Origin of the sequence: Pseudomonas orientalis, assembly GCF_001439815.1 — a bacterium.
Lineage (GTDB): Bacteria > Pseudomonadota > Gammaproteobacteria > Pseudomonadales > Pseudomonadaceae > Aquipseudomonas > Aquipseudomonas orientalis.
Genome location: NZ_JYLM01000007.1, coordinates 277,819 through 299,201, shown reverse-complemented (window position 1 = coordinate 299,201; position 21,383 = coordinate 277,819). Strand labels below are relative to the sequence as shown.

General features: G+C 60.9%; 8 protein-coding genes and 1 pseudogene. 3 read left to right on the top strand and 6 right to left on the bottom strand.

Going from position 1 to position 21,383, the window contains the following annotated elements; all coding sequences use genetic code 11:
* Positions 1 to 138 precede the first annotated feature (138 nt).
* The 3 genes from TU82_RS18705 (at position 139) to TU82_RS18695 (ending at position 14,670) form a co-directional block, all read left to right on the top strand.
* The gene (locus TU82_RS18705) at positions 139 to 3,237 is read left to right on the top strand and encodes a transglycosylase domain-containing protein (RefSeq protein ID WP_057724749.1); all 3,099 of its coding nucleotides are present in this window, start codon (positions 139 to 141) and stop codon (positions 3,235 to 3,237) included.
* Positions 3,238 to 3,328: 91 nt separating this feature from the next.
* A complete protein-coding gene (locus TU82_RS18700) occupies positions 3,329 to 8,356 on the top strand; it encodes a dermonecrotic toxin domain-containing protein (protein WP_057724748.1) in 5,028 nt (1,675 codons plus the stop codon).
* Between the two features lie 89 nt (positions 8,357 to 8,445).
* Positions 8,446 to 14,670 (top strand): membrane-targeted effector domain-containing toxin, encoded by a 6,225-nt coding sequence (locus TU82_RS18695; protein ID WP_057724747.1) that lies wholly within the window; start codon positions 8,446 to 8,448, stop codon positions 14,668 to 14,670.
* Between the two features lie 63 nt (positions 14,671 to 14,733).
* On the opposite strand, the pseudogene TU82_RS18690 reads toward TU82_RS18695, so the two are convergent.
* The 6 genes and pseudogenes from TU82_RS18690 to TU82_RS18665 form a co-directional block, all read right to left on the bottom strand.
* A pseudogene (locus TU82_RS18690) lies at positions 14,734 to 15,351 on the bottom strand (hypothetical protein); the annotation flags it as partial.
* A gap of 228 nt (positions 15,352 to 15,579) precedes the next feature.
* Complete coding sequence (locus tag TU82_RS18685) at positions 15,580 to 16,065, bottom strand: CS1 type fimbrial major subunit (protein ID WP_057724819.1); 486 nt, start codon at positions 16,063 to 16,065, stop codon at positions 15,580 to 15,582.
* Positions 16,066 to 16,070: 5 nt separating this feature from the next.
* Complete coding sequence (locus TU82_RS18680; RefSeq protein ID WP_057724746.1) at positions 16,071 to 16,829, bottom strand: hypothetical protein; 759 nt, start codon at positions 16,827 to 16,829, stop codon at positions 16,071 to 16,073.
* Between the two features lie 66 nt (positions 16,830 to 16,895).
* Positions 16,896 to 18,128, bottom strand: coding sequence for a hypothetical protein (locus tag TU82_RS18675; protein ID WP_072024077.1), 1,233 nt, complete (start codon positions 18,126 to 18,128; stop codon positions 16,896 to 16,898).
* Between the two features lie 9 nt (positions 18,129 to 18,137).
* Positions 18,138 to 20,660, bottom strand: a complete 2,523-nt coding sequence (locus TU82_RS18670; RefSeq protein ID WP_057724745.1) for a CS1-pili formation C-terminal domain-containing protein — start codon at positions 20,658 to 20,660, stop codon at positions 18,138 to 18,140.
* A 114-nt stretch (positions 20,661 to 20,774) separates the two neighbouring features.
* A complete protein-coding gene (locus TU82_RS18665) occupies positions 20,775 to 21,275 on the bottom strand; it encodes a CS1 type fimbrial major subunit (protein ID WP_057724744.1) in 501 nt (166 codons plus the stop codon).
* Positions 21,276 to 21,383: the final 108 nt, after the last annotated feature.

Below are 21,383 nucleotides of genomic sequence, written 5' to 3'. Positions count from 1 at the left end.
CCCTGCCCGCCGGCCTAGACAATTAACGCCTGCCATGACGCGGTGTGTGCTGCCCCGTCGACAAACTTCGTAGCCAGGGCAATTCGCGTCTACGCTTCAGACAAGTCCGATCAATCTGTAGGAATGGATCAATCGACTATGGGCGCACTGTGGCAAACCGACTCGCACCAGGCTGCAGCCGACAGCCCGTCACCCGCCCCATTGCCGAAAAAATCCAGACAGCCCCGCCCCTGGCGCCGACTGTTCTGGCTGATCCTGCTGCTGGCGTTGGTCGCCCTGGGTTTTGCAGCGTTGCGCGAGATGCACAGCGCCCGCTGGCAGGCACGTACTCTCAGCCAATGGGCCGCGCAATTGACCTACCGCGTGGAGCCCGGTGCCAGCGACGCCATTGTGTACCCTGGCGCCGGACCGTTCGATCAGCGCCTGGGCTACAGCGCCCTCGGGGAACTCCTGCCGCGCCTGCTCAAGCGCAATTATGTGATCCAGTCACAGGCGCGTTTCTCAGAGGCGCTGATGGATTACAGCCGCCATGGCCTGTTTATCCCCTATGCAGAAAAAATCCAGGCCGGGCTGAGCATCACCGATTGCCGCGCCGCACCGTTGTATCGGTTCAACTACCCGACCCAGTTGTATGAGCAGTTCAGCGAGGTGCCGCCGTTAATGGTGCGCAGTTTGTTGTTCATCGAAAACCGCGAGCTGCTCGACCCTGAGCCCGCCCAGGCCAACCCGGCGGTGGACTGGCCGCGCTTCGCCAAGGCCGCGTGGTCGCAGGTGGCGCGCCAGTTGCATCTGCCGGGGCAGACGGCGGGCGGCAGCACCCTGGCCACGCAGTTGGAAAAGTACCGTCACTCGCCGGACGGCCTGACCCTGTCGGGCGGCGAAAAGCTGCGCCAGATGCTTTCGGCCAGCGTGCGCGCCTACCAGCACGGTCCCGATACCCTCGTCGCTCGGCAGAACGTGGTGCGCGACTACCTCAACAGCGTGCCGCTTTCGGCAGTACCGGGCCACGGTGAGGTGCATGGCATGGCCGAAGGTTTGCGGGTGTGGTACGGCGCCGACTTCGCACAGGTCAACCAGGCCTTGGCCGACACCTCCAGCACCCCGGCCAGCCTCGCGGCCCGTGGCCTGGCGTTGCGCCAGGTGCTGTCGTTGATGATCGCTCAGCGCCGTCCATCCCATTACCTGACCAAGGGCCGCGACGAGCTGGCGCAGTTGACCGACAGTCACCTGCGACTGCTGGCGCAACAGGGCGTGGTCGAGCCTGGATTACTGAACGCCGCACTGGCGAGCCAGGTCACCTACCGCGACTGGCAGCAGCAGCCGACCACCCAGAAGATCGAGGCCAACAAAGGCATCAGCGTGGCCCGCAGCCGCCTGGCCGCGCTGCTCGACCGGCCGCTGTACGACCTCGACCGCCTCGACCTTTCCGCCACCAGCACCTTGCAGGGCCAGTTGCAGGAACAGATCACCGCCTACCTCAAGCAACTGGCCGACCCGGCCTACGCCAAGGAAGTCGGCCTGTTGGGCGAGCGCTTGCTCACCCCCGCCAGCACGCCGCAGGTGCGCTACAGTTTTACCTTGTTCGAACGCACCGCCGACAGCGCGCGCGTGCGGGTGCAGACCGACAACACCGACCAGCCATTCGACATCAACGAGGGCAGCAAGCTGGAGCTGGGTTCCACCGCCAAGTTGCGCGTACTGACCACCTACCTGCAAATCATCGCCGAGCTGCACGAGCGCTACGCCGCATGGGCGCCCGCGGCCCTGCGAAAAGTCGAGGTCGCCGAGCAGGACCGTCTCAGCCGCTGGGCCGTGGACTACCTGCTGCAACATCCCGGGAAATCCCTGGCGGACATGCTCGATGCGGCCCTGGACCGCACCTATTCGGCCAGCCCCGGCGAACGTTTTTTCACCGGTGGCGGCCTGCACCGCTTCCATAACTTTCGCAACCAGGACGACGGCCGCAACCCGAGCCTGCGCGACGCCCTGCGCGAGTCGATCAATCTGCCGTTCATACGCCTGATGCGCGACCTGGTGCGCTACGTCACCTACACCAGCGCCAACAACAGCGCGCAGTTGCTTAAGGACGACAGCGAGCCACGCCGCCAGGAATACCTGGCGCAATTCGCCGACCGCGAAGGCACCGCCTTCCTGCTCAAGTTCTGGAAGAAGTACCAGAAAAAAGACACCCAGGCGCGCCTGGAAACCTTCCTCGACAGCCTGCACCCCACGCCGATCCGCCTGGCGGCCGTGCACCGTTACTTGCTGCCCGAAGCCAGCCGCGAAAGCTTCAACAGCTTCCTGCGTGCACGCCTGGCAGGCACCAAGGGTCAGCAGGCGCTGAACGACAAGCGCCTCGACACGCTGTATGACAGCTACGGCCCAGGCGCCTATGACTTGCCCGACCAAGGCTACATCGCCAAGGTGCACCCGCTGGATTTGTGGCTGCTGGGCTACCTGCTCAACCACCCGGACGCGGCGTTCAGCGAGATCGTCAAGGCCAGTCAGTTCGAGCGCCAGGAGGTCTACAGCTGGCTGTTCAAGAGCCGCCACCAGAGCGCCCGCGACGGGCGTATCCGCACCATGCTGGAGATCGAAGCGTTCCTCGACATCCATCAGCGCTGGAAAGCCGTGGGGTATCCCTTTGATCATCTGGTGCCGTCGCTGGCGACCGCCATCGGCAGCTCCGGCGACCGCCCGGCAGCCCTGGCCGAATTAATGGGCATCATCCTCAATGACGGCGTGCGCATTCCGGTGCTGCGCATCGACAGCCTGCACTTTGCCGCAGGCACGCCCTATGACACCCGCCTGGTCAACGCGCCCGACCGCGCACGCCGGGTGATGCCTTCCGAGGTGGCGACAGCCCTGCGCGGCGCGCTCTCCCAAGTGGTCGATGCCGGCACCGCCAAACGCGTCGCCGGCAGTTTCAAGTATGCCGACGGCACACCGCTGGCCATGGGCGGCAAGACCGGCACCGGCGACAACCGTATCGAGGCCATCGGCGCCGGCGGGCGTATCCTCAGTTCCAAGGCGATCAACCGTACCGCCACGTTTGTGTTTTATATCGGCGACCGCCATTACGGCACGCTCACCGCCTTCGTCCCCGGCAGTTCGGCGCAAGGTTTCACCTTTACCTCGGCGCTGCCGGTGCAGGTGCTCAAAGGCATGGCGCCTCTGTTGATGCCTTATCTGCAGGGCAACGGCCAGCACGCCTGCGTGAACGACGCCGTTGAGTGACCATGTGCCATGGGTGTTAGTTGTGTGCTTCTTACTTACCTTCCTGCCTCCCTAGAATCAACCGCCTTAAAGGACTCTTCAGGTTGAAAAAATGCCCAGCTCGCCTCCCCCTGCAACGCCGGACAGTTTCCAGGGGCGCCATATCGAACATCTCAAGAAAGCCCTGCCCGACTGGCTTACAAACAGCACACTGAACCGCGTTGAGTCACTCAAGGCAGTACCACTGCCGGACGGCATGCCTTATCCCCACGCCAGCGCCGAAGCTCATCAACCCCTCAGGCGCGCGATTGCCGAACAGTGGCGCGCGCACAACACACTGGAAAAACGCCTGGGGGATATCCACGACCTCTATGCCTTTGCCGGGCCGCTGCTCAAGGCCGCCTTGGCCGACTACGGTGACATCGACGTCAGGAACACTTACCTGCGCGTCTACACCAAGGCCAAGCAAGCGTGGTGGACGATCAAATTCTTTGTCGGTGTGCAGAGTAAAACCTTTTCACTGCTGGACGCCGCTCTCGCCAATTTTTCCGCCGACGATCGCTTTGTCGACTTTGCCTTTCTCAGCGCGCAAGACCCGCGCGGGCAACGCGACATTCTGCACTTTCCCCATCGCCTCACGGGTGTGCGCCTCAACGCAGACACCTTCAAAAATATCTGTCGAGTCCTGAATATCGGGGCGCGCTACCAGAGCAGCCTCAGGCAGCGACTGGGTTTCGATAACCCCCCGGTCGCCCTCGCCGTACGCCGTGAGACCCTGACCACGCACAAGGCCAGCCTCAAGAGCGCGGCCCACTTGGCGCGCCTCAAAGGCGACCTGAGCGCCGACGCCTTGCAAGCGGTACTCGGCCTGATCGAACAACGCAACGGCGTACACCTCGACGGCCGGCGCCTCAACAGCTATAACCTGAGCCTGCTGGAGTGCCAGCTGACCGGGATCGTGCTGTTCATGGCCGAGCCCAACAGTGGCCGAGTCATCGTGTATGTGCCGGGAGACCCGGAACACCCGGTCAAGGAATACCCCGGCCCCATCGCCTTCATTCAGGAACTGACCCATCAGTTGAGGGATACACCACCACGAACCTCAGGCCTCTATCAACAGTTTTTCAGCCAGTTCGTGGCCCACCAGCAGCGCGGACAATTTTTCGCCAGACTCAATGCGCGGCTAAGCCAGATAACCTGGCACGCCAGCCAGCCGGATAACAGCCGCCCCAATTGGCGAGACACGCCGAACGAACGGCCCAACCTGCAGTTTCGTCTGCAGGACATCACTCAGGATTACCAAAACCGCTCGGACGATCCGGCCGCCAACGACCTGTGGAATTACCTGTACCGCGTCCAGTTGAACAAGATCGTCAGTGACGCCAGGGACATGGCCGTGCCCACCGCGTACATCGACCAACTGGCCCGATGGGCATGGTGGGATAACCTGGCGCAGGTCGTCGAGGATGTACTCAATGCCAGCCTGTTGCTGATCACGCCCTTCGTGCCCCTGCTGGGGGAATTGATGTTGGCCTATACCCTGTACCAGGTGCTTGATGAAGCGTTTGAAGGCATTGTCGACTGGACCCAGGGCCAACGCACCGAGGCGGCGGAGCACTTGCTGGGTGTCACGCAGAACCTGATCCAGGCCGGGCTGTTCGCCGGTGCGGCACGGCTCGGCGAAGGGGTCCGGCTCAAGGTGTCGCCATTCGTCGATGGACTGCACCCGGTGCACACGCCCAACGGCCAGCTCAAGCTATGGAACCCCGACCTGCGCCCCTATGCCCAAAAAGACAGCGGCCTGCCCGTCGATTCGCAGCCCTCGCCGTCCGGCCTGCATGAGCATCAAGGCAAGCAATGGCTGAGATTGGAGGGCGAACACTACGAGGTGCAACCTGAAGGCCAAACCGATGAGCATCGAATCAACCACCCCACGCGGGCGGACGCCTATCGCCCGCAGGTGTTGTTCAACGGCGACGGCGCGGTGCTGCACGAGGGCGAGCAGCCGCAGACCTGGGACAGCGCCACGCTGATGCGGCGCCTCGGGCATCGGGTAGACGGTTTCAGCGACCGGCAACTGCAACAGATACGCCTGGCCAGCGGCACCGACGAAGGCGTGTTGCGCGCCATGCATCGCTACCAGGAACCCATGCCGCCGCTGCTGGCCGGCACGTTGCGGCGCTATGAGGCCCAGGCTTACCCTGCTATCGCCAGCCAGAGGATTCGGACGGGGAAACCACTGGCACTCGATCCGTCATCGGACTGGTTCATACAAACCGTCACCGAGCTTGAGGGCTGGCCCACTGACAAAGCGATCAACGTCTTCCTCAACCCGGATTTGTCCGGACGCAGCATCAAGGTCGGCAACCCGGATGCCGCGCCCGCCGATACCCTGCCGCTCGGTTTCGCCCAGGTAATGTCCGGTCAACTGCCCGAGCATGTGCTGGACTTTCTCGACGACGCCGACACGCGTCAGTTGCTGGGTGCCGACATCGCGCCAGCGCAACGGGTGCAACACCTGCGCGATCAATTGGCCGACCACGTAGTGCGCTGGCGCCGGGATTTCGCCGACAACGTCTATCACCAGACATGGGAGCTGACGGACGACCCGGAACACCTGCTGCTGCGCCAATCCTTCCCGCACCTGGACATGGCCATGGAGACACGCCTGCTCAGTACCGCCAACCGTGAAGAACACGCCGCCATGGCGCAGCACCGCCTGCCGCTGCGCCTGCATAACCAGGCCCGTGAGCTGGACGTGGCCGCGCAGTCGGTGCGCGCTTTCGAAGGCTTCTACGCAGCGCTCCCCTTGCCGGTTGCCACGGAGCAACTGGCGCTGAACACCCTCAAATTCCACAGTGACAGCTTTGCCGATCTGCACCTCCAGGTCCGTGAGCGGACACCGACCGGGACCTTGCGTTGTGAGGCCGGACCTGCCGATGCAAGCACTCGACGAACGTTGGTACCGACTCTGCGCGGTTATGACCTGTTCGACCAGGCCAACACGCGACGGGCCTCATATACCGACTTCTACGAAGCGCTCCTCGGTGCATTGCCCGCCGAGAAAACCCGGCAGCTGGGCTACACGTCCGGCCAAGGCGATGCCTTCAAGGAGTGGCTGATGCAGCAGAATGAATCACTGGCCGAGCGGCGCGTGGTGCTCGCTGAGCCGCCGGTGTACCGGCGTGCCGATCTGGAAACCTTGCAGCTGCTGGGCGGCGGCGGTATCAGTCGCTGCGCCGATCTGCCTGTCGAGACCTCTGATCAACATGCCCGGCAAACCTTGCAACTGCTGTTTCCCACGCTCAACGAACAGCGCCTGGACCTTTTTATCGACAGCGTCCCCGCGCCACAAATGCGCAGCCTGCTCAACGAATTGACCGAGGAAAAACAAAGGTTGCATGTCGAACTGCAAACCTGGAAAGACAGCCCGACCCGCCAGGCCATAGGCAGTCGGGACGATCGTACGGAAAAAGCCAGGAGAAGGCGTCTGTCCGTGGCCATCGAGCGATGCTGGGGCGACCGGTTTGCGCAACACACCGATACGTTCGGCCACACTCAAAGTGGCGCGCGCCTGGATCTGCACGGCTGGCCGCTGCCATCGACACTGCCCCGGCTGAGCGCCAGCTTCGAACACGTGACCGCCCTGAACCTGAGCAACACCGAGTTCAGCCCGCAGCACAGCGACTTTCTCAAACACTTCCCGAGCCTGCGCAGCCTGGACCTGCATGCCAACAAGCTCATGGATCTGCCCCCTGCACTGACGCAAATGCGTTCGCTCAAAGAGCTCGACCTGAGCGGCAATGACCTGACGCTCAGCCCGGACGATGTACGCAGCCTCAGGAAAGCCCGCCGCCTGGAACGCCTTGATCTGAGCAACAACCCGTTGGTACTGACACCCGACATCAGCTTGATGCCCACGTTGCGCCATCTGGGCTTGAGCCGCAGCGCCATCACTCGGTGGCCACGCGGCCTGTTCGCCCACCCACGCGATGACGGTTTTTTGCTCGATCTGCGCGCCAACCCCATCGACGCGCTGCCGAATGCCACCCCAGGGACTCCCCAAGCCCGTTTGATTGCCCGCGCCCGCCTGGATCGAAACGCCTTGTCTGTCGAGTCGCTGGTGCGCTATGAGCATTACCGAACCGCCGCCGGCCTGGATCCCAACCGCACCTACGAGCCATTGGGCAACAGCGGTCCGTGGCTGCTGGAAACCACTGACGACCACATCCGCGCCATCGCAGAACAGGTATGGAACGCGGTCGAACAGGAACACGGCTCCCAGGGCTTTTTCGAAGTGATCCGCTTCCTCGAGCCGCCCGAGTTTTTTGAGCTCGGCGAGGACCGCCTGCGCTACGACGATAACCGCAGAGCCATGACACAAAGAGTCTGGCGATTGATACGTGCCGCCCACGAAGACACCCCGCTGCGCGGGCGCTTGTTCAAGATGTCCAGTTTCCCCGGTTTGTGCGCCGACGCCGGGGCGCAGATTTTCAATGAAATGGGCATCGAGGTCATGGCCAGCGAAGCCTTGCGTTACTCGTCGTCCGCCGCCGAGTGCGAGGACAAACTGGTCACCCTGGCCAAAGGCAGTGCGCGCCTCAAACTGCTGGGCAAGGTGGTCGGCGAAGACATCGCCCACCGCCTGCGACCGGTGGCCGACGGCGGCCTCGGGCAACGGTTCAGGTCGGACGTGCGCAACGGCGTGCCTGGGGAGGTCGATGAAGTGGATGTTCACCTCGCGTACCAGACCGATCTCGCGGCCAGGCTGGACTTGCCCTGGATTTCCAATCACATGCTGTACCGCACCACCGCCAACGTCAGCGCTGAACAGGTCAACGCTGCCTACGACAAGGTAATGGAACTGGGCGAAGGCGACGGACTGGTCAATCAAATGTTGCTGGAGCCCTATTGGGAACAGTACCTGCGCGACAGCCACGATCAGGCTTATCGTGAGAATGAACAGCTGTACTCCGACCGTTTCCTGCAACTTGACGACCTGCAAACCGCTCAGGAGCAGCCCGAGGAGCTGTATAACCGCCTGCTCAACGACTTGGGCTACAGCGAAAAGGAATGGATGCGCCAACTGACCCGACAGGCGCTCGCCCGTGATACAGGGCGTAGCAACCGCGCCGCATAACGGGATTGACGCTTGGAATAGTTACCTCCGCTATAACTTGTCTGCACCTCATGCTGCTGCTTCATTCCATCAGCATGAGGACAGTGCCCATGAGCACGTCAAACCTCCCCCCCGCGTCACCGACGCACCAGGAACTGCACACCCATCTGCTTGAAATTGCCCCAAGCCTGCGCAGCCAAACCAGGCGTCCCGTCGTCTTACCTCCTGAACTGCTGGCGCTGGAGAAACTGAACACCACCCTGAGCATCGCCAACGAACAGTTCCTGAACCAGGCACGCAAGCTTTTTGAAGCGCTGGAGGAGGCTGACCTCACCCAGGAGGCAGGCAAGACGCTGCTCGCGACGCTCAAAGCCGACCTGAACAACCAGCTGCAAACCCTGGACGAAACCAGCACGGTGGACGGCCAGGGTCGCAAAAGTTATCTGATTTCGACGGTGGGCGCTCACGCGCTGGAACAACAGGCCAAGCTGGATGTGCGTGACTACCTGCTGTCCCCCGCCGAACAGCTTATGGTTGAGAACTGCGCCCGAGGGCCGAGCTTTCGACCGGGCATGTACGCGCTCAATTTCAGCTACCGGGACAATACCGTAACGTTTGCCGGAGCCTTTGTGCTCACACGCAAGTCCAGCCCTGGCGTGGACAGCCTGACGTCGGGCGAAGATCTCGGCCAAGTCGTGCTGTTTACCCCAAGCCGCGGTCTGGAGACATTCGACTCGTTGGCGCAACTCGACCAGCGCCTCAAGGCGACCCTGGCCCTGCCGGCAGGCCACAAGGAGTTCTGCCGTCACTTGCCTGCGCACTATCAGGCGCTGGATGTCGTCGATATCTGGCCATTGCAATTGCAGCGTATTGAAGGCGAGCCATTGTTCGAACATACCTACAACGCAATCATCGATAAGCGCCGCCAGGACATAGCGTTGGCGTTAAGCCTGGTTGAAAACCCCCTGCACGATGCGATGCTGCTCAAGTCAGCGTTGGAGAATGCGGTGAAAGCAGCGCTGCCGGACTTGTCGCTACGCCTGGCGTTCAGGCGTCAACGGTTGCTGGAGCGAAGCCTGTACAACGGTCTGCCCGATTGGTATCGCAGCGCTGCGTCAACGGACCAGGAAACCCTGAGTCGGTGCATACAGCATTACAATCAGGCCCGCACAACCTTTATCGAACTGCTGGGGCCTGCCGCCTCTCCTCAAGCCCTGGCGAATTTCCAGTTGGTTGAATATCTGGATGAAGAACTGGAGATTCACACTCTGGATCCGCGTCACCTGCAAATCACCACCCGACGCAACGTTACCCATGTCGGCATTTATGAGCAGACCCGCAACCTGGTGGACTTGAGCTATACAGGGCTGCACACCGGCGACGAACTTCCCGGTTCTGACTTTTTGACGCAGACCACCCTGACTTATGCGGGTGCAGCTCTGCAAGGCGAGCACGCCGATCTGGACGCGCAGAGCCTGCTCGATCTGCTGCGCGAGCCTGGCCTGCAATCGCGCCTGGAGTTTGCCGCACGGCTAAAAGAACGGGGGGCCGAACCTGAATTCAAAAGGGCGGCCCGCGACCTGTTTGATCAGCGCCTGATATTGCTCGCGTTTACCGCCCGATTGCGCGGCGATCTGAGCCAAGCCGACCACACATTGTTCGAAGCCCTGCGAGCCGGCACCAACCCGCGTCTTTGCGCGCGAACCGTGCTGCTGCACGGGGCACAACTCAAAGACCTGTGGTTATTGCGCGAGGAGGATCCCGCCGGCCAGACCCGACGCTTGTTGTTGTGCACCCCGGATTCGCCGCGCGAGCGACAGTTTCTGGCCTTCAGCACCGAGCGCGAATGCCAGGCGCACATCATCGCTTGGGCCGATGATAAAACCCGGTTCAAGGGGCTCACCATGAGCGATTACTTGCTGGAGCAATGCCCGCTGCGTTTTCGCCCGAAGATGGGTACCTTCCTCGCCGGACTGAGTTTGCGGCCCGACGCTGGGGAACACGCAGAGGTGACATTCGGCCCTTTGTGCTCGCACACGGTCTGCCTGGACGCCATGGTCGTGCATTCACACAGCACCGCGCAGGACGACTACGAATACAGCACCCCGCTCTGGTATCGCCAGGCCTCGGCGACCGACCGGGCGCGCTTGACCAGCCTTGCCGAGGATGCGCAGGGCGCTCTGCGCACCTATAACGCCGCGCCTGATTCAGAAGCGAACTTCGTCGCCTTCAATACTTATCTGCACGACAAAGCCAAACTCAGCCTGAACACCCTGCTGGGCCGCAGCCAGAATGATATTGACCCGGACACCGTCTACGTGTCGGCGCCCTGGCCGCTGTTGGGCGGCAAGCCGCAGCCTCTCTCCTATACCCGCCTTTACAGGGACGGGTACACGGATAACGTCGGCTTCATCGACGCGAAATTTTCCACCTCGGCCACCTTCAGCGGGCCGGAAGGCGTGGACCTGAGTCGCCTGACCCCACAGAACGTTTCACGCTCGGTGAGCGGTGTGTGGATCGGCCAACGTTACACCGACGAAGTGCGCGCTAAATTGCAAAGCGCAAGCAGTCCAGGCTATGCCAAACGGCGCGACGCCACGTTGGCAATCACCCAGTTGCAGATGAAATACGCAGCGCTCGATTGCTGCCTGCGCGGCCATATCACCCGGGCTGATCTGACCTGGCTGGAGCGTGCTATCGACAGCCTTGGCGACACGGCCGTTACGACCCGCAACGCGTATTGGGTGCATCGTCTGACGATAGACGGCGATTGGGTGATGGGCACCTACCTGTTCAGCCATGCAGACAACCCGGTGTTGCTGTACACCCCCAACGCACCCGATGGCATCGACTTTCGTGAGGCGAAGCTGTTCAACTACTGGCTGAAAAAAGTCGACGGTGTATCGGATTATCTCAATGGTCGGGTGGCGATCCAATCCAGGACCCGTATCGGGAGTTTCCTGAAGACCGCTCGCGGGGGTTTACCAGAGACCATTGACCGTACGACCCCAAGCCCGGCGCGTTATGACCCGACTATTCCCGCCACCACCCTGATCGACCTGCGCAGTGATCTCTACGACATGGTGTTGCAGCGCAAGATAGATGATGTGACTGCCACCACCGTCAATCGCACAGACATGATCATGGGGATTCTCTGGACGTGCGTCGAACTGGTCACCGCCATCGCCACTATCCCCTTTCCCGCGTTAAGCCTGGGCCTGGGCAGCTTGCTGGCGTTCAAGGACGCGATGCTCGCCATCAACGCCTATCAACAGGGCGACACGGTCGCCGCCCTGCAACACTACATCGGCTACCTGGCCAATCTGGGCGGTGCGGTGTTGTTCGATTTGCGCCCTGCCCTTACAGGTACGCTCAACGCACTGCCCATCAGGCCGGCCACCAAGGTGGCAAGGCAGGCCACGCTGCTCAATGAGGTCGACCCTGGCCTTGCTGCTGCAATGAAGCCGGTGCTGTTCGATGGCAGCCAATACTGGGTCAGGGACACACCGGACGCCCTGGGCCGATATTTGCTGTTTCGTCATGACCCACTCAGCGGGCACATGCAGTCAACCGCGCGTCTGGTCAACCAGGATACCGAGGGCCGTTGGATACGCTCCGGCGTCGCGGGAGGAATGTTTCGCAGAAGAAGCTATCAGGTCCTCCAAGAGGAGATCGAACAGCCGCTGGCCCGCTACGAGATGACACCTGAGCAAGGGCCGAATTTCCGCGCGGCGCTGGACCCTGAAAGGGCACGAAGCCTCGCCAGCAGTCCGGATGACCCGATTAGAGAATCAACACAAGATTGGCTACGCCTCGAGTTTCGCGAACTGGGTACCAGCTATGCCAATAAGGTCAAGCAATTGACCGAAGATGCGGACGCGTTCTTTACCTCCCCACCCGCACGCCCGCCCCGCGCGCCTTTACCGGTACTGGCGGCGGATTCCAGCCCGTCTACCGTGCTTGCCACCCTGTTTCCACTCAAGCAGGGACTGATCATTGGCGCCGCCAACGCCAGCGTTGCCAGTAAGCAGCTACTGATTGAAAACATGCCGGCACTGGTGAGCAAAGGACTCAAGCGGCTGTACATCGAAAACTTGCCTGCTGATGTATTTCGCAACAAGCTTAGAATTATCAACAGGCAAGAAAAAGGCGATCTGAAGTATGCCTTGCAGCGCATCAGGGCACACCTGGCGCGGGTTGACACGTCTTTAGGCTGGCAGCCGGATGCCCCGTTTACCTACAGCAAGCTGATGCAAGTAGCCCACGAACACAATGTCGCAATCGAAGGCGTGGACGCTTCCAGTTCCTACTTTATGGAGCATGTACTGGAGCTTTCGTCCCAGGAACGGTTTATCCCGCGCAACGCCAACATTCGAAACTTCTACTCCCATAAGGCCCTTGCGGCGAAAGCCCCGGATGAAGGCTGGATCGCCCTGGTTGATCACAATCGCATCGGGACGGCTGACGAGGTGCCGGGCCTGGCTGCCTTGCAAGATGTCGTGGCTCTTCGTGTTGAAGATGTCGCTGCGGGCCAGGCGGTGGGAGTCCTGCCCGATACATCCAGTGCCGCACTCTCCCGGGGCGACTACAGGCTGACAATGGTCACCGCATCACAAACATTGCCTAGAGCCAGCACTTCAGGAGTTGTGCCACTCCCGCCTCCCCCGTCCCATTACACGAAGTTTGATCTGCCGGCGTCGTTCAGGGCGACCCTGGACGATATGGTGCGAACACCGAGTACCCTGGATACGAGCAGCCACTTTATCCAGAGTGGTCCTTACAGAGAGGCGTTCGTGGCGTTCAAGGCCACCCGTGAACGGTTGGATACAGCCGCCAAAGCGGCGTTTGCCAATTACACGCCACCCGTGCGTCCCAGCTTTACAGGCCTTGCCGCGGCGGCCAGTGAAGAGGCGTTTATCAAACAGGCGTACAAACTCAAGCGCGGGCTGATCATCGGCGAAGCCCATGCGGATCAATCGAGCAAACGCTTGCTGATCAACCATATGAAGTTATTGAAGCAGCAAGGGGTCAGGACGCTGTACCTGGAACACCTGCTCACCGATCTGCATCAGCTGGACCTGGAGACTTTTCAAACCACACTGTTCATGCCGCACAACCTCAATCGCTATCTGGCCAGGCAAACGCTCAAGCATATGGGCAGGGACTACTCGGGCACCGACAGCTACACCTATGTGATCAAGGCCGCGAACAAAGCGGGCATACGGGTCCGGGCGCTGGATTGCACGGCCAGTTATCACGTGCGGGGGATGCGCGACATCAACGCGCGCACAACCCTGTTCAACTATTTCGCCAATGAGGTGATCAACGCCGATCAGGCGGCGCGGGGCGCGCATAAATGGGTGGCGCTCATGGGCGAGAGCCACGCCCACATGTACCAAGGTGTTCCGGGCGTCGCGCAACTACAGGATGCGGTCAGCCTGAGGGTACGCGATGTTGCCCCAAGCAGCGCACGCCCGCCGCATCCAGGTACGTGGGAGTTCGTCGAGGGTGGCGCAGGTTCTCCTGGCACAAGGCCCCTGCGCAGCGACTTCTACCTGGACGTGGGTATTGCCGGCAAACCCGCACCGCAGGCGACACCCCAGCCTGATCGCGCCTGGCTGAGAAATGTCGACGATTTCCTGATAGAGCAGCCTTCAGCGACCGAGGCCAATGTGCTGCACCGTGCCGACAGTGGAGCAATTATGTCCACGCCCATTCAAATTGATGACCGTGGGCAGCTTTTTGTCGGGCGTTGGCCGCAACTGAACGACAAACGCTTCTTGACGCTGGAGCAGTTGCAAAGTGGCCTGAAAGAGCACCTGTATTTTTCCAACGCCTCTGCTGCAACACTGCCGGTCGCGCAACTGCGCCGTACCGGTGAATTCCTGATCGAGAGGCCTTCAGCGAACCGCGCCAACCTCCTTCACCGTTCAGCGACTGGAGAAATCCTGACGTGCCCTATACACAAGGATAATGTGGAGCAGTTTTACATTGAACAATTCCCGGCGCTGGCCGACCGACGTTTCTTGCTGATGGAAGACTTGATCGAAGCCATCACGACCGAAAGGAATATGTCGGCCGTCCCCATCCGTACTTCGCCGCGCTCACGGTTGCGAGAGAGAGGCGACTTCCTGATCGAACGTTCTTCAGGGGTACAAATGAATCTGCTCCATCGCGCCAGAACGGGAGATATCGTTTCCACACCGATCAGAATGGGCGAGCAGGGGCAATTATTCATTGACCGCTGGGATGAGTTGAAAGCTAAACCCTTTAGCAATGTTGGAATATTGATCTTCGCACTCAAGAGAGTGAAGGGAATGTCACCTGCCTTCTGATCGCTCACCTGTTCAGGGCGCCTGTCGAGTCGTCGCACTGCTGCGGTTTGACAAGCCAGCGCCCTACACCTCTGAATCCCAAACCACCGTCACCAGGCCCGAATAGGTACTGCCCGGCGACTTGAGCATCTGCTCGACATCGTCCTTGCCCACCTCGAAATGCAAGGTGCCCGGCCGGTTGCTCACGTAATGGGTGGCCTGCACCAATTCGGTACCGGAACCGTCGAGGCGCAAGGGGCGTTTGCTGAGGCTTTGGCCGTATTGATCGTTCAAGCCAAACGGCAGGCTCACCCCCACCTGCAGCGGTACCTGGTCGCCATTGCTGTTGCTCAGGCCACAGGTGTTGCCGATTGCCAGGCCGCATTCAAGGTTAATCTTGAAGCGCCCGCTGGAGTAGATGCTGAAGGTCTGGTCGCGGAACAATCTTGTGGGGCGACGGCCTTGATTGAGCCAGGCTTGCCAGCCGCCCTGGGGTTGCAGGATCACACGGTTGCCGCCGGGAGGCAGTTCGATTTTGAGGATGTGATCCACGTCCAGGGTGAAATTCAAGGTCAGTACCGAGTCATCAGGCAACATTATATCGCCCAGGTCGAAATCCTTATGGGGGCCAAGACTGTAACTGAAACTGCCGAAATACTGCCCAGCCGACATGCTCAGCGGGTTGGGGGTACGCAGTTCGTAGCGACGGGTATGTCTGACAATACCCCGTCACCGGCGTTGTGTTGACAAACCGATTCATATTCACGTTGGTGGGATCAGGCCTGAATTTCGCAGTGATCTCCTGGACCATCGCCTGGGTAGGCCCCGCCAGCAGCCCGGCAAACAACACCCCCCCGATGTTTCGTATGCACTGAGTTTCATGATGACTCGTTAACCTGATGAAGATGACGGCCCAAACGACCTCTTGATTCAAGGCGCCTGAAAATCGAACACCAAATGCACGGTGCCGTAATAGCTGCCGCCCTTGTAGCCGCCGTCCGGCTCGATCGCGGAAATCTCCAGTTCGGCACGCCGACCCGTGCGCGCTTCGTTGGCGTTGAGCACTTCGGTGGAGTCAAGCGTCAGGGGCACTCGATTGAACAGCACCTGCAAGTCGATGCGGTCGCGGCCGCTCAACAGATACGGCGTGTCACCCAGACGCGCGGCCACGCCGCCATTGAGGTTTTTCACATCGAAGTTTTTGCGCAGCCGGCCCAGCCGGCCAGTCGCCAGGTCCCACGCGAGCAGTTGGTCCTGTGCCATCCAGTCAGGCTCGGAGGGCAGCACATAGGCTTCATGAACCGGGATGCTCACCGACACCTCAAAACTCTGGCGCTCCTGAACTGCCCCCGCCTGCTGGCCCATGAATAACGGCGACATCAGCACCGCCAGTACACCCGTCAGTTGCTTGAACATCGTCATCACCCGTTGCTATTGACCTTCGTCGGTTTTTTGGTCCGGCCTTCGATCAGCTGGAAGCTGTATTCGCGCTCGGGTTTCTTCTCCAGCACCCACTGACGGCCCGGCAGGATGTGGTGCTTGGTGGTGGGTTCGCAGTCGGTTTTTTTCGTCACCGAACAGTTGCGAAACTCATCAAGCACCACCACGCTGTTGCCGGCATTGCGCAAGGTGTACTGGCCGGCGGTATCGCTGATCTGCGTGTCGAAACGGGTGTCTTTGGGCCGTACGAAAAATACGGTGCCATAACCCGCCATCACGTTGACCCCGGCTGCCAGGTCCTTCTTGTATTCGTTGCGCTCTTCTTCGGTGACGGCAAAGTCGTCTTCTTTTTCCGGCACTACCGGGATGAAACGCACCCGAAAATAACGTTCTTTGTCGCGCGCGCCCATGTACAGCAAGCGCGTGCCCTGGCGCCCTTCGGCGGGGACGATCATGCGCGCAGGGCTGGCCATCAGGCCGTCGCGACTGGTGGCGGCGCCTTTTTCATCGGTCATCGACGCCACGGGAATTTCCCTGGACGTGCCGTCCGCGTTGTAGACGATCTCCAACACATTGACCTTGATAAAAGCGGTACTGGTGCCACCGTTGAACACGCGCTTGAGGTACGAACTGCGATCACCTTCCAGGTAGTCGTACACCACGCCGACGTTGATCGCCGGCCCGGCATGCGCCGTCAATGCCATCAGCGACAGTCCGATCCATAACACTGCATGTTTCATAGTTGCTTACGCCTCATTGTTTAAACGCGGCCCTTTGAGCAGGGCCGATGTGCAGGCAGCGCCTGCCTAGACTTCCGAATCCCAGATCACCGTAGCCACGCCCGAATAGGTGCTGCCGGGGTGTTTGAGCATTTCGCTTACATCCTCTTTTTCCACTTCAAAATGCAGGGTGCCGGGGCGGTTGTTCACGTATTGCGTGGGCTGGAACAATTCGGTGCCCACACCGTCCAGGCGCAAAGGCTGCTTGGTCACCGAGTCACCGCGCTGGTTGTTCAAGCCGAACGGCAAGCTGACGGCGATTTGCAACGGCACTTCATCACCGGCGTCATTGCGCAAGCCACAGGTATTGCCGATCACCACGCTGCATTCCAGGTTCATCTTGAAACGTGAGCTGGAAGAGATCGCGAACGTCTGATCGCGAAACAGCCGAGTGGGTCGACGCCCCTGGTTGAGCCAGGCTTGCCAGCCGCCCTGGGGTTGCAGGATCACGCGATTGCCGCCGGGCGGCAGGTCGACCTTGAGGGCGTGCTCGACGCTCAGGGCAAAGTTCAGGGTCAACTGTGAGTCGGTGGGAATCACCACGTCGCCGAAGTCGAAATCCATGCCCGGCCCGATGGTGTAGGTATGGCTACCGGTGTACAGGCCGCCCGACATGCTCAACGGATTAGGTGTTTTGAGGGCGTAGGCGAACTCAAAGGTGCTGAGCCAGAAATTGCTGATCGGCTGCCTGGCCTGGCGGCTGCACACACCGGCGCCTTCAGGCACAAGCCAAAAAAACAACGCGTAAGTGCCTGTCCCCGTCAAAAAATACGAGCTGCTGCAAGGGCTGGGAGCGTATAGCCAAAACGATTGCCAATATCCCCCGGGTACATCCCATGCCGCGTTATGAGGAAGCGTATTGAAACGATGCCCTATCCCACCGATCCGCACCTGTACCGTCTCGACCTCACCGGTGCGGGTGTTGGTGACTTGTACATCCTTCCAGGACGACGGCACCTGCCACATGGCCCCTTTGCGTTCATCCTCATGATCCGCCTCTATGGGAACACCGACAGTACTGAAGCTGTCGGTGCGAATCGTGAAGATACCCATCTGCTCGCACCGTGCAGGCATATGCCACGCGCACACACCCGAGACCGGTGTGGTGTTGCGAAACTCATTTTTAGTCGGGTTACCGGGGTCTGGATTAAAGACCGCAGTAATCTCCTGCACCATTGCCTGGGCAGGCCCTGCCAGCAGGCTGGTCAGCAGGCCGGCAAACAGCAACCGACCGCGGTTTCGTGTGGATCTGGTTTTCATAAGCACTCGTTAACCTGCCGTTTCAGACTTGAGCGTGTTGTCCGCCAGGGTGTCCGGCGTGCAGCGCAGATCGCCGATCATCAACACATCGTTTTCATTCGGCGCATTGGTGGGGTCCAGGCGGAACTGGCAAAGCAACTGGTTCTGGTAGCGCACTTGCAGGGTCGGCGCGCTGGCGCTCATTTCCATGGAGAAGAACCCGTCCACCTCGCTGACCCCACGGCTGGCGTGGTTGATCACGTGATGGCCGCGCAACGGTGCGCCGCGCTCATCCAGCAGGCGACCAAGTACGGTGACGGTTTTCATCACTGTTATTTTCCGGTAGTCCACACCGCCCTTGTTCAGGTGGTAGCTGGCGCGTGCCGGTTGGATGTTGGCTGCCGGCGGGTGATTGCCTTCGAAGTCGAAGCTCACGCTGCTGCTCTTGTAGGCCGAGACCGGCACGTAGTTGCGGCCTGGGCGCAGCAAGGCGCCGCCGCCACCGAGGTCGTCGGCGCGCAAAGCGATGTCGTCGAGGTCGGTTTCCACATCGATGATCATGCCCGCGCCGTTGCCCTGGTACTGGCTGCTAAGCAGCATCTTGCCGGCACCGGCGACGAAGGTGCTGTTGAGGTTCAGGCCACCGCTGAAGTCGCCATTGAAGGAACTGCGTTGCACGAAGCCGTCACCGCTGACCGCATCGGTATTGAAACTGGCCATGCTCGACAGGCCGACGCCGTAGGTGTCAGTGATTGCCGTGGCCGAGACGCTTTGCAGCAGGTGATCGGTGAGGTCCTGACGGAAAGTGACCGAGGCATTGTTGTCGCGGCCGCCATCACGGGCGGTGCGGGTGCCGACACTGCCGGAAATTTGCCGGCCATCCTGGCCCAGGTTGACGCTGAGGGTCACGTCCACGCCGCGATTGCGCTTGTCGTTGGTGCCGGAACTGCCGGGGCGATCGAATACCGAGAAGCGCCAGTTGGCATCGCTGCCCAGGAAGTTGTCGTGACGGCTCCAGCCCAGGTCCAGGCCGGCACCTTCGACATTGCCCTCGCTGTGGGACAGACGCATGTTCAGGGTGTTTTTCGCGTCGAGGCGATGGTTGACCGACAGCGCCGAATTGCTCGCCTGGCCGACGAAGGTGTTACGTCGCAGGCGGGTGCCATCGGGCAGGGTTTCATAGGTGTCGCGGGTATCAAGCCAGCTGCGGTTGTGGCTGAACACCAGGTTGGTCGCGCCAAAGGTGTAGAGGCCTTGCAGGTCCAGGCCGGTGCCGTGTTCGCGGGTTTGATAGACGTTGGCGTAAAGACTGGTGTTGTTGGCCACCGTCCAGTCCACCGAGCTGCCATATTGCAATTGCTCGCGTACCTGGCGCGCCGACAGGCCGAGGATCACGCGTGGGTGCAGCAGATAGTTGAGGGACGCACCGGCCGTCACTGCGCCCGAGGCTTGTTCATCCCAGTTGCTGAACAGCTTGGTTTCACGCCCGGCAAACAGGTTGTAGCGCCAACGGTCATCGGCGTTACGCCAGTTGCTGGGCTTGTACACCAGTTCCTGGGTGGTGCTGGTGGTGAGGCCGTCTTCCACCAGCCGCACTTCCACTTCATAGATACCGCCGGGCAGCGGCCGGGTGTCCAGAGTTTGCAAACCTGCCGCCACCGCCTGGGTATTGATCAGCAGGCCGTTGCGGTAGATCTCCACCGCCGCCTGGCGGTTGGCGGTGACGTAGATCGGGTACACGCTGGGCTTGGGGTTGTTGATGGCCAGGCTGTCGGAACTGCCATACATCAGGCCCAGGGCGGTGTCGGGGCTGGCGCCGAAGCTGCGCAGCTGGCGGGTCAGGCCATCGGAATTGGGGGTGAAGTGGCCCAGGCGAAAAAACTGCCCTTCCAGTTCACGTTGGGTGTACAGCTCGTGGATTGCATGGCGCATGGGCTGGTCATCGCCACTCTGGCGCGCCAGTTGCAGGTTGAACACCTGGCTCCAGTTGCCGAGGCTGGAACTGGCTTGCAAACCGTAACGTCCGCCGAGGCTGTCTTGCTGACCGCCGTTGAGGTTGAGCTGGTTGTTGATGATCAACCCGAGGCTGCCGCCCTCCGGTTGGTCGTAGAAGCGTGGGGTGTCGTCATTCAATTCGACGTTCTGGGTGAGGATCGACAGCTGGGAGTTTTCCAGGTTGTAGAACGCCGAGACCATTTTTTCGGGGCAGGCCTGGGTACAGGCGCCCAATGCCACGCCTTTCTCCAGCAGGGCTTGCCAGGTATCGCGGGTGGCGGCCGGCACCTTGCTGTCGCCGGTGTCGGTGAATTCGAGCAGGGTGACGCGGTCGTCCTGGGACAGCACGATCAGCGCCTCGCCCAGCATTTGCCGGTCCAGGTCCACACGTACCGCCAGCGGCACATCGAAAAAGTGATCGGCAAAGCCTGCGGGCAATCCCTGGGCCTGGTTGATCAGGCTACCGGGCGTTGCGGCGCCGGAAACAGCAGGCGTAGCCAGCGCGCTCGTACACATCAGCAGCGCAAGCGCCGCCGCGATAGGCGTCATCGGGAACATGAACGGATACTCTGAATGCCAAGAGACCAAAATCAAAACCAGGCCGGCGAACGGAGGAGGAGGAATCCGCCGGCCTGAAAAGTCATGCCCGCTCGTAACGGGCACTGATTGGCATCAAGGCGTTACAGGCAGTACCGCATCGAAGACCACCGGCATCACTGCGGTGTAGGAGCCGCGTTGAGTGGCCGAAGGTTTGGCCGCGACGATGCGCATTTCAGCGCCCACGCCCGGGGTGGAGTCGGCTTCGTTGACCACTTCCTGAGGGGTGCCGGTCAGTGTGACGCCGTTGAGGGTGGTGGTGAGCGGGATGTTCTGCGAAGCGTCACCGTTGAACAGTACGGCCGGACCGCCTTCGATATAGGCATGCACCGAACCGTTGGTGTTCTTGATGTCATAGATCGCGCTCAGGGGCGACAGCTCACCGCTGACCAGGTTGTAGTTCATGGTTTCGTCACGGCCCCAGTTCGGGTCGCGTGGCAGTGCGTGGAACACAGTGGTAGGGATGGTGGCCTTCAGGTTGACGGTATGGCTGGCTTCACCGGCAGCAAAAGCGGTTGCCGTGGAGGACAGCGCCATAACAACCAGGGGCACAGCGATCGCGAACTTCTTGAACATGGTCAATACCTGTAATTATCAATAGAGAGGTTCGCTACTAAGCACTTACTTAATAACGAATGCCATGACGAGACAGTTGAACCCGCCATGTACGGCCATCATCAAATA

What these genes read in the sequence shown, in the direction of transcription:
- TU82_RS18705 (WP_057724749.1), top strand. Translation starts at nt 139, where the DNA reads ATGGGCGCACTGTGGCAAACCGACTCGCACCAGGCTGCAGCCGACAGC.
- TU82_RS18700 (WP_057724748.1), top strand. Translation starts at nt 3,329, where the DNA reads ATGCCCAGCTCGCCTCCCCCTGCAACGCCGGACAGTTTCCAGGGGCGC.
- TU82_RS18695 (WP_057724747.1), top strand. Translation starts at nt 8,446, where the DNA reads ATGAGCACGTCAAACCTCCCCCCCGCGTCACCGACGCACCAGGAACTG.
- TU82_RS18685 (WP_057724819.1), bottom strand. Translation starts at nt 16,065, where the DNA reads ATGTTCAAGCAACTGACGGGTGTACTGGCGGTGCTGATGTCGCCGTTA.
- TU82_RS18680 (WP_057724746.1), bottom strand. Translation starts at nt 16,829, where the DNA reads ATGAAACATGCAGTGTTATGGATCGGACTGTCGCTGATGGCATTGACG.
- TU82_RS18675 (WP_072024077.1), bottom strand. Translation starts at nt 18,128, where the DNA reads ATGAAAACCAGATCCACACGAAACCGCGGTCGGTTGCTGTTTGCCGGC.
- TU82_RS18670 (WP_057724745.1), bottom strand. Translation starts at nt 20,660, where the DNA reads ATGTTCCCGATGACGCCTATCGCGGCGGCGCTTGCGCTGCTGATGTGT.
- TU82_RS18665 (WP_057724744.1), bottom strand. Translation starts at nt 21,275, where the DNA reads ATGTTCAAGAAGTTCGCGATCGCTGTGCCCCTGGTTGTTATGGCGCTG.